At 60.7% G+C, this 12,674-nt stretch carries 14 protein-coding genes; 7 read left to right on the top strand and 7 right to left on the bottom strand.

Going from position 1 to position 12,674, the window contains the following annotated elements; translation table 11 throughout:
- Nucleotides 1-15: 15 nt before the first annotated feature.
- From arsC to HKK52_RS28790, 3 genes are read left to right on the top strand one after another with little or no spacing between them, the layout of a single operon-like run.
- Nucleotides 16-369 carry an arsenate reductase (glutaredoxin) gene (arsC, locus tag HKK52_RS28800; RefSeq protein ID WP_169373556.1) on the top strand — a complete coding sequence of 118 codons (354 nt, stop codon included), beginning with the start codon at nucleotides 16-18 and terminating at the stop codon, nucleotides 367-369.
- Nucleotides 366-962, top strand: a complete 597-nt coding sequence (gene wrbA / locus HKK52_RS28795) for an NAD(P)H:quinone oxidoreductase (protein ID WP_133840441.1) — start codon at nucleotides 366-368, stop codon at nucleotides 960-962. Before arsC ends, wrbA begins: the two co-directional genes overlap by 4 nt.
- 1 nt (nucleotide 963) lies before the next feature.
- On the top strand, nucleotides 964-1,389 hold the full coding sequence (locus tag HKK52_RS28790) for a DUF2069 domain-containing protein (protein WP_169373555.1): 426 nt from the start codon (nucleotides 964-966) through the stop codon (nucleotides 1,387-1,389).
- A 49-nt stretch (nucleotides 1,390-1,438) separates the two neighbouring features.
- Here HKK52_RS28790 and HKK52_RS28785 read toward each other — a convergent pair whose 3' ends face one another.
- Nucleotides 1,439-2,113: a DNA-3-methyladenine glycosylase I gene (locus tag HKK52_RS28785; protein ID WP_054054851.1), complete on the bottom strand. Its 675-nt coding sequence runs from the start codon at nucleotides 2,111-2,113 to the stop codon at nucleotides 1,439-1,441.
- 67 nt (nucleotides 2,114-2,180) lie between these two features.
- Entirely contained in the window at nucleotides 2,181-3,005 is an 825-nt protein-coding gene (gene ttcA, locus HKK52_RS28780; RefSeq protein ID WP_169373554.1) for a tRNA 2-thiocytidine(32) synthetase TtcA, read from the bottom strand.
- A 461-nt stretch (nucleotides 3,006-3,466) separates the two neighbouring features.
- Between ttcA and HKK52_RS28775 the strand changes: the two genes are divergently transcribed.
- Both HKK52_RS28775 and HKK52_RS28770 read left to right on the top strand, forming a co-directional pair.
- Nucleotides 3,467-4,069, top strand: a complete 603-nt coding sequence (locus HKK52_RS28775) for a Yip1 family protein (RefSeq protein WP_133840438.1) — start codon at nucleotides 3,467-3,469, stop codon at nucleotides 4,067-4,069.
- A 143-nt stretch (nucleotides 4,070-4,212) separates the two neighbouring features.
- A complete protein-coding gene (locus HKK52_RS28770) occupies nucleotides 4,213-4,707 on the top strand; it encodes a SprT family zinc-dependent metalloprotease (protein ID WP_169373553.1) in 495 nt (164 codons plus the stop codon).
- A gap of 111 nt (nucleotides 4,708-4,818) precedes the next feature.
- Here HKK52_RS28770 and HKK52_RS28765 read toward each other — a convergent pair whose 3' ends face one another.
- Together HKK52_RS28765 and HKK52_RS28760 are read right to left on the bottom strand one after the other, a co-directional pair.
- Complete coding sequence (locus HKK52_RS28765) at nucleotides 4,819-6,000, bottom strand: CaiB/BaiF CoA transferase family protein (RefSeq protein WP_169373552.1); 1,182 nt, start codon at nucleotides 5,998-6,000, stop codon at nucleotides 4,819-4,821.
- 143 nt (nucleotides 6,001-6,143) lie between these two features.
- Entirely contained in the window at nucleotides 6,144-7,478 is a 1,335-nt protein-coding gene (locus HKK52_RS28760) for a dicarboxylate/amino acid:cation symporter (protein WP_169373551.1), read from the bottom strand.
- A 340-nt stretch (nucleotides 7,479-7,818) separates the two neighbouring features.
- Here HKK52_RS28760 and HKK52_RS28755 point away from each other — a divergent pair, with 340 nt between their 5' ends.
- Nucleotides 7,819-8,817, top strand: a complete 999-nt coding sequence (locus HKK52_RS28755; protein WP_169373550.1) for an AraC family transcriptional regulator — start codon at nucleotides 7,819-7,821, stop codon at nucleotides 8,815-8,817.
- Nucleotides 8,818-8,937: 120 nt separating this feature from the next.
- Here HKK52_RS28755 and HKK52_RS28750 read toward each other — a convergent pair whose 3' ends face one another.
- The 3 genes from HKK52_RS28750 to HKK52_RS28740 all read right to left on the bottom strand — a co-directional run bounded on the left by HKK52_RS28750 (nucleotide 8,938) and on the right by HKK52_RS28740 (nucleotide 11,680).
- Nucleotides 8,938-10,284, bottom strand: coding sequence for an ATP-binding protein (locus tag HKK52_RS28750; protein ID WP_169373549.1), 1,347 nt, complete (start codon nucleotides 10,282-10,284; stop codon nucleotides 8,938-8,940).
- On the bottom strand, nucleotides 10,281-10,958 hold the full coding sequence (locus HKK52_RS28745) for a response regulator (RefSeq protein ID WP_008029360.1): 678 nt from the start codon (nucleotides 10,956-10,958) through the stop codon (nucleotides 10,281-10,283). Before HKK52_RS28745 ends, HKK52_RS28750 begins: the two co-directional genes overlap by 4 nt.
- Before the next feature lie 119 nt (nucleotides 10,959-11,077).
- Nucleotides 11,078-11,680, bottom strand: a complete 603-nt coding sequence (locus HKK52_RS28740; protein ID WP_169373548.1) for an outer membrane beta-barrel protein — start codon at nucleotides 11,678-11,680, stop codon at nucleotides 11,078-11,080.
- 146 nt (nucleotides 11,681-11,826) lie between these two features.
- Between HKK52_RS28740 and HKK52_RS28735 the strand changes: the two genes are divergently transcribed.
- Entirely contained in the window at nucleotides 11,827-12,618 is a 792-nt protein-coding gene (locus tag HKK52_RS28735) for a dienelactone hydrolase family protein (RefSeq protein ID WP_169373547.1), read from the top strand.
- The last annotated feature ends 56 nt before the right edge of the window (nucleotides 12,619-12,674 follow it).

Below are 12,674 nucleotides of genomic sequence, written 5' to 3'. Positions count from 1 at the left end.
AGATGCGACCCGCACATGACCGATCTGACGCTTTATCACAACCCGCGCTGCTCGAAATCCCGCGGTGCGCTCGAACTCCTTGAAGCCCGTGGCCTGACCCCGACTGTCGTGCGCTACCTCGAAACCCCGCTGGACGCCGCTCAACTTCAGGGCCTGCTGAAAAAGCTCGGCATCAATGCCCGGCAACTGCTGCGCACCGGTGAAGACGAATACAAAACCCTCAACCTGGCCGACGCGACGCTGAGCGAGGCACAATTGATCGCGGCCATCGCCGCGCACCCGAAACTCATGGAGCGGCCGATCCTGGAAGTCGGCGACAAAGCCGTCATCGGCCGTCCGCCGGAGAATGTGCTGGAGCTGTTGCCGTGAGCGCGCCGTACATTCTGGTCCTGTATTACAGCCGCAGCGGCTCGACCAATGAAATGGCCCGGCAGATTGCCCGTGGCGTCGAGCAGTCGGGGATGGAAGCGCGCCTGCGTACCGTGCCGCCGATCTCCACCGAGTGTGAAGCGGTATCACCGGACATTCCCGACGAAGGTGCGCTGTACGCCAGCCTCGACGACCTGAAGAACTGCGCGGGCCTGGCCCTCGGCAGCCCGACCCGCTTCGGCAACATGGCGGCGCCGCTCAAATACTTCCTCGACGGCACCAGCAACCTGTGGCTGACCGGCGCCCTCGTCGGCAAACCGGCCGGGGTGTTCACCTCCACCGCGAGCTTGCACGGCGGCCAGGAAACCACCCTGCTATCGATGATGTTGCCGTTACTGCACCATGGCATGCTGATCACCGGCCTGCCCTATAGCGAGTCGGCGTTGCTGGAAACCCGTGGCGGCGGCACGCCGTACGGCGCCAGCCATCACGCCGGTGCCGACGGCAAACAGGGTTTGAATGAACATGAAGTCGCGCTGTGCCGGGCCTTGGGCCTGCGCTTGGGCAAGACCGCGCAGAAACTGGAGGGCTGACATGGCGAAGAAGCCGAAGATACTGCCCTCGATCGCATGGCTCGAACCGCGTGTGCGGGCGATGCGCGCGGTCAGCCTGCTGTGCTTTTTCGCTCTGGTGGGTTTGCTGTGCGCTTACTACCTATTGGTCGCCGATCTGCATGGCGCGCGGCCATGGGTGATTTTGCTGATCGAACTGGTGCCGCTGCTGTTGCTGGCGCCGGGAATGATTGTCGGCAGCGCCCGCGGGCATTCGTGGATGTGCTTTGTGGTGAACCTGTATTTCATCAAGGGCGCACTGGCCGCGTATGACCCGAACCGGCAGCTGTTCGGGTTGCTGGAGATGGGCGCGAGCCTCGCGGTGTTTTGCTCGGCGCTGTTGTATGTGCGGTGGCGGTTTCAGTTGAATCGCAAGTTGGCGGGGGAAGGCGAGATTTCGGTCGCCTGACTGCCTACAGTGATCGTTCCCACGCAGAGCGTGGGAACGATCATCCGCGTCAATGATTCACGGTGTACGCGAGCATCATCGAAATCTGGCTCATCGCCCGCCCGCCACTCTGTTCATGCCACTGGTTGAACACGTCCTGCACCAACGCCAGGTCCCGTTGGCTGGTCGGCACCTTGTCGACGATCTTCTGCGCATTCAATCCCGCGACCACGTCGTAGCTCGGCACAAACGTGTCCTTGCCGACCATGCGCAAGAAGCGCGGCGCCGACAGCCCGCCCAATTGATGACCGCGCTTTTTCAGGAAGGTCCACAAGCCGACGATATCCGTCACCGGCCACTCGGCGATCAGTTCGCCGAAGCTGCCCTTTTCATGGGCCACGTCGAGGATGAATTGCGCATTGCGCGGCACGCTCTTGAGCTTGCCCAAGTGGCGGATGATCCGCGCGTCCTGCATCAGGCGCTCCAGGTGTTCGGCGCTCATCAGCACGACTTTTTCCGGGTCGAACTTGAAGAACACTTCTTCGAAGGACGGCCACTTGGCGTCCACCAGGCTGTGCTTGAGCCCGGCGCGGAAGACCCGCAGCGCCATGGTCGAGAGGTAACGGTCATCGCTGATCTTGCGCAATTGCGCCGGGGTCTTGGGAACCGGCAGATGGGCTTCCAGTTCAGCCGCCGAACCGAAGCGGTTCAGACAGTACTCGTGCAGCCACTTGTAATCGCGCATGCCCTCTCCTGAGCAATGAAATAAAAACGGCGCCCGCGAGCGCCGTTTGTCTGAGTGGTTCGAACCGTCAGAGGTTCACGACATTGACGAACCGCGAAGCGGCGGTCTCGTCGATGCGCAGGTTGGCGAAGTCGAACAGGTTGCGGTCCGCCAGTTGCGACGGCTGCACATTTTGCAAACTGCGGAAAATGCTTTCGGTGCGCCCCGGGGTCTTGCGTTCCCACTCTTGCAGCATGTCCTTGACCACCTGGCGTTGCAGGTTTTCCTGGGAGCCGCAGAGGTTGCACGGAATGATCGGGAATTGCTTGAAATCCGCGTAGGCCTGGATGTCTTTTTCGTTGCAGTAGGCCAGCGGGCGGATTACCACGTTGCGCCCGTCGTCGGCGCGCAGCTTGGGCGGCATGGCTTTGAGCGTGCCGTTGAAGAACATGTTGAGGAAGAACGTTTCGACGATGTCGTCACGGTGGTGACCGAGGGCCATCTTGGTGGCGCCGATTTCGTCGGCGAAGGTGTACAGCGTGCCACGACGCAGGCGCGAGCACAGCGAGCAGGTGGTCTTGCCCTCCGGGATCAGCTCCTTGACCACCGAGTAGGTGTCTTTTTCGACGATGTGGTACTCGACGCCCAGCGCTTTCAAATACGCCGGCAGTACGTGCTCGGGGAAACCGGGCTGCTTCTGGTCCATGTTCACGGCCACGATCTCGAACCGGATCGGGGCGACCTTCTGAAAGTGCATCAGCACGTCGAGCATCGTGTAGCTGTCCTTGCCACCGGACAGGCAGACCATGACCTTATCGCCGTCTTCAATCATGCTGAAATCGGCAACCGCCTCACCGGCCTGGCGGCGAAGGCGCTTTTGCAGTTTGTTCTGGTTGACCGTGAGAGTGCCCATGACGCGAAATCCGTGAGGTGTGACGAAAGGCCGGCATTTTACGCAAAAATCCATCGTCGGCGAAGAGCCCGGCGCTGCTCAGAATCTCTGCGCCTACGCGCTCTTTGTAGCAGCTGGCGAAGCCTGCGTTCGGCAGCGCAGCAGACGCCAGTCCAGCTTATGCGATTTGCCTGATGCACCAAGGTTGCTGATTTTACGACTGCTGCGCAGCCGAACGCAGGCTTCGCCAGCTGCTACACAGATTGCGTCATGTCTGCACGGCCCATTTCAACAGACCCTACGGCGATTAAGCCCCGTGTTTACAGCGCGATTTGCTCTAAAGCCCTGCAACCTGCGCCGGTAACTCCTTTCTATACTGCGACATAAGGTCGCATACATATTCAGACCTTTACTTACTTGGCCACTTTGGCCCGTAGGCGCTCCGCTGGGGGGCGATGGCAATAACAAGAGGAGTGACTGGCATGATCCATCACGTAGTGGGGCTCTTCACCCACCCCGACCAGGAATGGAAAGAAATTCGTGGCGACCAAGAGGAAAGCATCAGCCACATGTACCTCACTCACACGCTGATTCTGGCGGCGATCCCCGCCGTGTCGGCCTTTATCGGCACCACCCAGGTTGGCTGGGTCATTGGCAGCCGGGCGCCGGTCATGCTCACGACAGAGAGTGCGCTATGGATGACGATCATGTCGTACGTGGCGATGCTCGGTGGTGTGGCGGTCATGGGCGCGTTCGTGCACTGGATGGCCCGTACCTATGACGCCAATCCGAGCCTGGCCCGTTGCGTCGCATTTGCCACCTACACCGCGACACCGCTGTTCGTCGGCGGGTTGGCGGCGCTGTATCCACACATGTGGCTGGGGATGGTCGTTGGTACGGCCGCCATCTGTTACACGGTGTACCTGCTGTATGTGGGGTTGCCGACCTTCATGAACATTCCATCGGACGAGGGATTCCTGTTTTCAAGCTCGGTGTTGGCTGTAGGCCTGGTGGTGCTGGTGGCCATCATGGCGTTTACCGTTATTGTCTGGGGACTCGGCGTGGGGCCGGTCTATACGAACTAGCTTTTCCCTATAACAAGATCTGCCAATACAGGCCGCCGCAAGGCGGCCTTCTAATTGGAAAAGGGGATGACCATTCGGCGCCTCACTGATTCGCAAGTCCTGAGGGTTGCGGCATACTCGACGTCTCTGGAGATCCATCAAGCATGCCCGAGCAACTCAATACCCGCGTCGAAGACTGTTACCAACAAGCCGAAACCTTTTTCAAACGAACCTTCAAACGCCCCGTGGTGAGCCTCAAGCTGCGCGGTCAGAAAGCCGGTGTCGCGCATCTGCACGAGAACCTGCTGCGCTTCAATCCGCAGCTGTACCGGGAAAACACCGAAGACTTCCTCAAGCAGACCGTGGCCCACGAAGTCGCGCACCTGATCGCCCATCAACTGTTCGGCGACCGCATCCAGCCCCATGGCGAAGAGTGGCAACTGATCATGCGCGGCGTGTACGAACTGCCGCCCAATCGCTGCCACACCTACGACGTCAAACGCCGCAGCGTGACCCGCTACATCTACAAATGCCCGTGCCCCGACAGCGATTTCCCGTTTTCGGCGCAACGCCATGGTTTGGTGCGGCAGGGTCGGCGGTATTTGTGCCGCAGATGCCGGAGCACGTTGGTGTTTAGTGGGGAAATGCGGGTCGAATAGCCGCTCGATGATCGTTCCCACGCTCCGCGTGGGAATGCCGCCATGGACGCTCTGCGTCCACTGTGACGCGGAGCGTCACGGGATGCATTCCCACGCGGAGCGTGGGAACGATCAAATGACGACTTTCGCCGCTCGCAGTTCCTCGATCCGCTGTGTACTAAACCCCAACTCCCCCAATACCTGGTCCGTATGCGCCCCGACCGCCGCCCCAATATGCCGCGGCTCTGGCAGCCCCTCGGAAAACTTCAACGGACAGGCCATCTGTTGCTGGCACAATCCATCCCCCCGAGGCACCTCAGTCACCACACCGCGCGCCTGCAACTGCGGATGCCGCACCGCCTCGGCCACACTCAACACCGGTTCGACACACGCATCGACCCCAGCAAACAACGCGCACAACTCGGCGAAGTCATGCTTCTCGAATTCCATCTTCAACTCGTTCTTCAGCGCCTGTTGCTGCGCGGGCTTGGGCGACAAACCCTGAGCTGCCAGTTCCGGGCGCCCCAGCGCCGCACACAGTTGCTGCATGAATGGCGGTTCCAGGCTGCCCACCGATAACCAACGGCCGTCGCGGGAACGGTAATAGTCGTAGAAGCTGCCGCCATTGAGCATCTGCTCTTCGCGCCCCGGCTCCACGCCGCAGGCCAGATACCCGGCGCCGGCCATGGCGTTCAGGCTGAACGCGCAGTCGGTCATGCTCACATCCAGATGCTGCCCCTGCCCCGTCGTCTGCCGGGCGATCACCGCCGCCAGCAAGCCGATCACTCCATGCAGCGAGCCACCGGCAATGTCCGCGGCCTGAATCCCCAAGGGTAGCGGGCCGCTGTCAGCGCGACCGGTGTAGCTCGACAGGCCCGCCAGCGCCAGGTAGTTGATGTCGTGCCCGGCGCGGTCCTTGTAGGGGCCGGTCTGGCCGTAGCCGGTGATCGAGACGTAGATCAGCTTCGGGTTGATCGCCTTCAAGGCTTCATAACCCAGGCCCAACCGTTCCATCACGCCAGGGCGAAACTGCTCCAGCACAATGTCGTGGTCCTGCAACAGTTGCTTGATCACCTCCAGCGCCTCGGGCTGCTTGAGGTCCAGGGCCAGGCTGCGCTTGTTGCGGTTCAGATAAGCATGGCTGGCCGAGACACCCTGGTCGTGGGGCGGCAGCACTCGCAGCAAGTCCATGCGGGTCGGCGATTCGATGCGCAGCACCTCGGCGCCCATGTCCGCCAGCAACAACGAGGCGAACGGCCCCGGCAGCAATGTCGAGAAATCCAGAACCTTCAATGATGCCAATGGACCGAGCATGGGTGATCTCCGTAAACGATGCTTCAGACTAGGCAGCCGAGGGCATTGCTGCAATCACCTGATGGGTCAGCAAAAATGACCGTTTCGCTCAAACCGCAGGCATGAAAAAACCCGCCGAAGCGGGTTTTTCATTTCAGGCAGTCTTACTTGACGTTGCTTGGGGTTGGGCCTTCAGCCACACCCAGGTCGTCTTCTACGCGTTCGTCGGAGATACCGCGACCGCCAGAAGCCAGCTCGGCTTGCATCACGTCGGTGTCCAGTTCCTTGACCCACTTGGCGACCACCAGGGTAGCAACCGCGTTACCCACCAGGTTGGTCAGCGCACGGGCTTCGGACATGAAGCGGTCGATGCCGAGGATCAGCGCCAGACCGGCCACCGGCAAGTGGCCGACAGCGGACAGAGTGGCGGCCAGGACGATGAAGCCCGAACCGGTCACGCCGGCAGCGCCTTTGGAGGACAGCAGCAACACCACCAGCAGGGTGATCTGGTGGGTAATGTCCATGTGGGTGTCGGTCGCCTGAGCGATGAACACGGCCGCCATGGTCAGGTAGATCGCCGTACCGTCGAGGTTGAACGAGTAACCGGTCGGGATTACCAGACCGACGACCGATTTCTGTGCGCCCAGACGCTCCATTTTGATCAGCATGCGTGGCAGTACCGATTCCGAAGAAGAGGTACCCAGCACGATCAGCAGTTCTTCACGGATGTAGCGAATCACTTTCAGCACGCTGAAGCCGTGAGCGCGAGCGATACCGCCCAGCACCACCAGCACGAACAGCAGGCAAGTGATGTAGAAGCAGGCCATCAACTGACCCAGTTGCACCAGCGAGCCGACACCGTAGGCGCCGATGGTGAACGCCATGGCACCGAAGGCACCGATTGGCGCGAGCTTCATGATCATGTTGATGATGTTGAACATCACGTGGGCGAAGCGATCGATGAAGTCGAGGATCGGCTTGCCGTAGGCACCCAGGCGATGCAGGGCGAAACCGAAGATCACCGAAAACATCAGCACTTGCAGGATATCGCCGGTGGCGAAGGCGCCGAAGATGGTGTTCGGGATCACGTTCAGCAGGAAGCCAACGACGCTTTGATCAGCACCCGCGGCGACGTATTGAGCGACTTTGGAGGCATCCAGCGTGGTCACGTCGATGTGCATGCCGGCACCCGGCTGGACGATGTTGACCACCACCAGGCCGACCAGCAGAGCGATGGTCGAAACGATTTCGAAGTACAGCAGCGCGTAACCGCCGGTCTTGCCCACCGATTTCATGCTCTGCATGCCCGCGATACCGCTGACGACGGTGCAGAAGATGATCGGGGCGATGATCATTTTGATCAGTTTGATGAACCCGTCACCCAGCGGCTTGAGGGCCACACCGGTCTGCGGGTAGAAGTGACCGATCAGAATGCCGATGATGATGGCAACGATCACCTGGAAATACAGGGATTTATACAGTGGCTGACGAGTCGTCATTGCAAAGTTCCTCAAGAGTGTCCCATGACAACATCCATCTGTTGCCCAAGACACTTCAATTGCGAACCCTCCTGCACTGGAGGGATTTGTTTTGTCGAGCTGCGCAACGGCAGGCATCTGCCGGTAGTATCGCAAAGCCCGTGCCACCTTCGTCGAATTCCTTGCAAGCCTTTTGACATCAAGGGCTGCAGGGTTTTCTTTGTCACCGCTCGGTTACAGCAATGTGGCGGATTTCCGCCGTTCCTATAAAGCTCGTCCTACAATTTGGCGGATATCCGCCTTGTTCCTCGGCAAGCCCTGCCGCTACCATCGGTCGCTTAATGGATGGACCTGCCTTTCTATGCGTGAACGCACCATCGCCAGTCATTTCGCCCGTGCCGCCCTCGGGGGTGCGCGTCGGCGTGGCTATGATTATTCCGGCCTGTTGTTACAACTGGGGATCAGCCCCGAGTTGCTCGACGAGCCGCGGGCACGCATCGCGCCGGAGCAATTCACCCGGCTGATCCAGGGCCTGTGGCTGGCGCTGGACGACGAATACCTGGGATTCGGGCCGGCGTCGAGCAAACCCGGCAGTTTCGCCATGATGTGCCATGCCCTGATCCACTGCCGCAACCTCGATAAAGCACTGCAGCGCGGCTTATTGTTTTATAGCCTATTCCCCGAGGCTCCGCGCCTGACCCTGAGCGGCGAAGGCGAAATGATCCGCCTGAGCCTCGACGATGCACAGTTATGGGACCCGGACCACTTTCTCAGTGAGAGCCTGCTGGTGATCTGGCATCGCTTGGGCAGTTGGCTGATTGGCCAGCGCATTCGCCTGGAGCAGGCGACGTTCAGTTACCCGAAACCCGAGCACGGGGCGGAATACGATCTGCTGTTTCCCTGCCCGCAGGTGTTTTCGACGCAACAGAGCAGCCTGCTGTTTCACAGTCGCTATCTGAACATGCCGTTGTTGCAGGACGAGCGGACCCTCAAGCATTTTCTCGAACGCTCCCCCGCCGACCTGTTGTCGCGCCCGGACGACGGCGACAGTCTGAGCAGCCAGTTGCGCCGTTTGCTCAGCCGCGACAGTTCACGCTGGCCGGATCTGGAAGCCGTCGCCGCGCACCTGCACATCAGTCCGCAGACCTTGCGCCGGCATTTGCGTGAAGAAGGCAGCAGTTTTCAGGAGTTGAAGGATCAGTTGCGCCGGGACATTGCGATTTATCACCTGGGGCGGGCGGATCTGTCGTTGCAACAGATTGCCGAGCAGTTGGGGTTTTCCGAGCCTTCGGCGTTTCATCGGGCGTTCAAGAAGTGGACCGGATTGACGCCTGGGGCTTATCGCGCGCAGGAAAACTGAAGCCCCCCGATCGTTCCCACGCTCTGCGTGGGAATGCCTCAACGGACGCTCCGCGTTCGGCTTTGGAGGGGACGCGGAGCGTCCCGGGCTGCATTCCCACGGGTCGCGTGGGAACGATCATTAAACCACCGAAAAATGAATCCGGAACGCCGCCCCGCCCAACGCCGAATCGCCCAAGGTCAACTGGGCGCTGTAGCTCTCGATAATGTCCTTGACCACCGCCAACCCGATCCCCTGCCCCGGATGCTGGCGATCCAGTCGTTCACCCCTTTGCAGAATCCGCGCGCGCTGATCCGGCGGCACGCCCGGCCCGTCGTCTTCCACGCACAACTCAATCCCGCTCAAGGTTTCGCGCACGCTGATGCGCACTTCGCTCAAACACAGGCGATAGGCGTTTTCCAGCAGGTTGCCCATCATCTCCAGCAAAGCGCCCTGCTCGATCGGCACATAACACTGTTCCGGCAAATCGAAGGCGACCCGCACGCGCTTGTCGCGGTAGACCTTGTCCAGCGTGTCGCACAGGCTTTGCAGCACTGGGCGCAGGCGCACCTGATGGCGCACCAGGCCGCTTTTGCGCAGGCTGGCGCGCTGCAATTGATAGCTGATCTGCTGGCTCATGCGTTCGATCTGCGATTGCAGGACCCAGGCCTGATCGCGATCCGCCGGGCGCTGGGCCATGTCCTCGCTGACGCTTTGCAACACGGTCAACGGAGTTTTCAGGCTATGGGCCAGGTCGTCGAGGGAATCGCGATAACGGCTGCGTTGTTCACGCTCGCTTTGCAGCAAGCGGTTGAGGGAGCCGGTCAGGCGCAGCAGTTCGCGGGGGTGTTCTTCGCTGAGGCTGCCCCGGGCGCCGCTTTCGATTTCGTCCAGTTCCTGGCTCAAGCGGCGCAACGCCTGCAAGCCCCAGGTCAGACCGATCCACAGCAACGCCAACAACACCAATAACGCCGCGCCGAAACCGAGGTAGAGGTTTTCCCGCAGGCCTTCGACGGTGACTTCGTACTCGCGCACCGGTTGTAGGGCGACGATGCTGAACGCCGCGCTTTTGCCCCCCAGCAACTTGACCTCGACGTCATAGACGAAGAATTCCTGGCCGTTGGCTTCGCGAATCCGCGCAAACTCGTTACCGCGCCCGTCATAGCGCGGTTTGTAGTTGATGTTCTCTTCCTGGGTGGCTTTTGAACGCCAGACCAGATGCCCTTCGCGGTCGTAGATGTAGCCGAGCAAACGGCTGTCGGTGAGGTTGAAACGCTCATCGGGCAACTGCAACGGCATCTGCAAACGGTTGTTTTCCACCCGTGCGGCGGAAATCAACGTGGTGACGTCCGAGGCCAGGCGTTGCTCGATGGAATCCTGCAACGCCAGGCTGAACGCGCCCTGCATCGCCGGCAGCAACGCCAGCATAAACAGCACCGCCAACAGCGTGGCGGCGAGCATCAGGCGGACACGAAGGGAACGAATCAAGTGCAGCGCTCATTGAACAGGTAGCCGAGACCACGCACGGTATCGATCGGCTTGAACCCGGCCGGGCCTTCGAGTTTGCGCCGTAGACGGCCGACCAGCACTTCGATCACGTTCGGATCGCGCTCGTCGTCGTCCGGGTAGAGCTGTTCCATCAAGCGGTCCTTGGCCACCACTTGCTGGTGATGACGCATCAGGTACTCGAGAATCCGATACTCGTAGGCGGTCAGCGCCAACGGCTGTTCGTCGAGGGACGCCTGCTTGCGATTGAGGTCGAGCAGCAGCGGCCCGGCGACAATCGTCGACTGGGTAAAGCCGCTGGAGCGACGCAGCAAGGCATTGAGCCGGGCGTCCAGCTCTTCGAACTGGAACGGCTTGACCACGTAGTCGTCGGCGCCGGCGGCCAGGCCTTCGACCTTGTCCTGCCAGTTGCCGCGCGCGGTGAGGATCAGGATCGGAAAGGTCTTGCCCCGGGAGCGCAGCTGACGAATCAGGTCCAGTCCGCCCATGCCCGGCAGGCCGAGGTCGATCACCGCCAGGTCATGGTTGAACTGCTCGGTCTGGTACAGCGCCTCTTCGGCGTTGGCCACGGACTCGACCACGTGGCCGCTATCCGTCAGGCGGGTTTGCAGGTGATGGCGCAACAGCGCTTCATCTTCGACGACCAGCAATTTCATAACGCTCTCCCGGGCAAAACGACATCTCCAGAGGTACGTGCGCGCACCTCGATGGCTAACATGGCGACGCCGGATCACCCTTTTGGGGTGACCCGGCGCAGGTCTGTCGCGAACTGCTTTTAGAAAGCGTAGTTCGCAGACAGATAGGTCTGGGCGCTGCTGTTCAAGGCCAGCGAACCCTGTTTGCTGCCACCGCGCTCGCTCATTTCAGTGCTGGCATTGCTGCGCAGGTAACGGTAACCCAGCTCGACCGAGGTGTTCTGGGAAACTTGCTGCAGCACGCCAACCTGGCCGCCGAGGGCGTAACCGATGTCGCTGTCGCGGCTGAAGCCCGGAGACTCCTGAGTCATTTTGGTAATACCGGCCGTGGCACCGCCAAACAGTTTAGTGCTGCCGCCTACCGGGTAGAACAGATCGTAGCTGCCCAGCAGGTTTTCCTGCCGCAGTTTAATGCCATTGTGCGAGCCCGACACGTTGTCGTACGTGGCGTAGTACCGGCCCTGGCTGTTTTGCTGGCCCAGACGCACACCCCAGGTGGTGTCCTTGCCGATCACGCCGTCGGCGTTCGGGCTGTTGAGGTTGTCGTTCAGCGCGTGGGATTTATTGACCTTGTCGCTGGTCTGGCCGAGGGTCAGGCCGGCGAAGTTACCGTCGGTGGCGTTGGCTGCCGCACTGGCGCCAAAAACAGTGAAAGCCAGCAGCAGTTTTTTCAATCCAGTCATAGGAAGTTTCCTTATGCGTTATCGCTTTTTGGGTACGGGGCAAGGTTACTCACCCGGCCCTGAACTCCCCCTGAACGCACTCTGAACCTGAGCTGAATCAAATCGACTAGGCTGTTTTGATCACTGTCTTAATAGGAGATCCGACCATGCGCATGTTTCTTGCCCTCGTCTTGCTGGCCTTGAGCGGGTTGACCCAGGCTGCGATCAAGACCGAAGAAATCCCCTACCAAAGCACCGACGGCACAAAAATGATCGGCTATTACGCCTACGACGACGCCATTAAAGGCCCGCGTCCGGGCGTGGTGGTGGTGCATGAATTCTGGGGACTGAACGATTACGCCAAGCGTCGCGCCCGGGATTTGGCGGGTCTGGGTTACAGCGCGCTGGCCATCGACATGTACGGCGGCGGCAAGAACACCGAGCATCCGAAGGACGCCATGGCGTTCATGCAAGAGGCGCTGAAGGACAGCGCAGTGGCCAGCGCCCGCTTCCAGGCCGGGCTCGACCTGCTGAAAAAACAGCCGCAGACCGACCCGAACAAACTCGCCGCCATCGGTTATTGCTTCGGCGGTGGCGTGGTGTTGAATGCGGCGCTTCAGGGTTTGCCGTTGAAGGGCGTGGTGAGTTTCCACGGGGCGCTGGCGACCAATACCCCGGCGACACCGGGCAGCGTCAAGGCGAAAATCCTCGTCGAGCATGGCGCCAAGGACAGCATGATCACCGCGGATAACGTGGCGGCGTTCAAGTCCGAGATGGACAAGGCTGGGGCTGACTACAAGTTCGTCAGCCTGGCGGACGCCAAGCATGGGTTCACCAATCCGGATGCGGATCGGTTGGGTCATGGCGATCATGGCGGGCCGGATATTGGCTACAACAAGGCGGCGGATGACAGTTCCTGGGCGGATATGAAGGCCTTCTTCAAGAAAATCTTTGGCTAACCCTGATCGTTCCCACGGTCCCCGTGGGAATGCAGCCCGGGACGCTCCGCGTCCCT

This window comes from Pseudomonas sp. ADAK2 (genome assembly GCF_012935755.1).
In the GTDB taxonomy this organism is placed as follows: Bacteria; Pseudomonadota; Gammaproteobacteria; order Pseudomonadales; family Pseudomonadaceae; genus Aquipseudomonas.
Note: the sequence above shows the minus strand (reverse complement) of the source record. Positions and strands in the feature narration are given on the sequence as shown.

What these genes read in the sequence shown, in the direction of transcription:
- arsC (WP_169373556.1), top strand. Translation starts at nt 16, where the DNA reads ATGACCGATCTGACGCTTTATCACAACCCGCGCTGCTCGAAATCCCGC.
- HKK52_RS28790 (WP_169373555.1), top strand. Translation starts at nt 964, where the DNA reads ATGGCGAAGAAGCCGAAGATACTGCCCTCGATCGCATGGCTCGAACCG.
- HKK52_RS28785 (WP_054054851.1), bottom strand. Translation starts at nt 2,113, where the DNA reads ATGCGCGATTACAAGTGGCTGCACGAGTACTGTCTGAACCGCTTCGGT.
- ttcA (WP_169373554.1), bottom strand. Translation starts at nt 3,005, where the DNA reads ATGGGCACTCTCACGGTCAACCAGAACAAACTGCAAAAGCGCCTTCGC.
- HKK52_RS28775 (WP_133840438.1), top strand. Translation starts at nt 3,467, where the DNA reads ATGATCCATCACGTAGTGGGGCTCTTCACCCACCCCGACCAGGAATGG.
- HKK52_RS28770 (WP_169373553.1), top strand. Translation starts at nt 4,213, where the DNA reads ATGCCCGAGCAACTCAATACCCGCGTCGAAGACTGTTACCAACAAGCC.
- HKK52_RS28765 (WP_169373552.1), bottom strand. Translation starts at nt 6,000, where the DNA reads ATGCTCGGTCCATTGGCATCATTGAAGGTTCTGGATTTCTCGACATTG.
- HKK52_RS28760 (WP_169373551.1), bottom strand. Translation starts at nt 7,478, where the DNA reads ATGACGACTCGTCAGCCACTGTATAAATCCCTGTATTTCCAGGTGATC.
- HKK52_RS28755 (WP_169373550.1), top strand. Translation starts at nt 7,819, where the DNA reads ATGCGTGAACGCACCATCGCCAGTCATTTCGCCCGTGCCGCCCTCGGG.
- HKK52_RS28745 (WP_008029360.1), bottom strand. Translation starts at nt 10,958, where the DNA reads ATGAAATTGCTGGTCGTCGAAGATGAAGCGCTGTTGCGCCATCACCTG.
- HKK52_RS28740 (WP_169373548.1), bottom strand. Translation starts at nt 11,680, where the DNA reads ATGACTGGATTGAAAAAACTGCTGCTGGCTTTCACTGTTTTTGGCGCC.
- HKK52_RS28735 (WP_169373547.1), top strand. Translation starts at nt 11,827, where the DNA reads ATGCGCATGTTTCTTGCCCTCGTCTTGCTGGCCTTGAGCGGGTTGACC.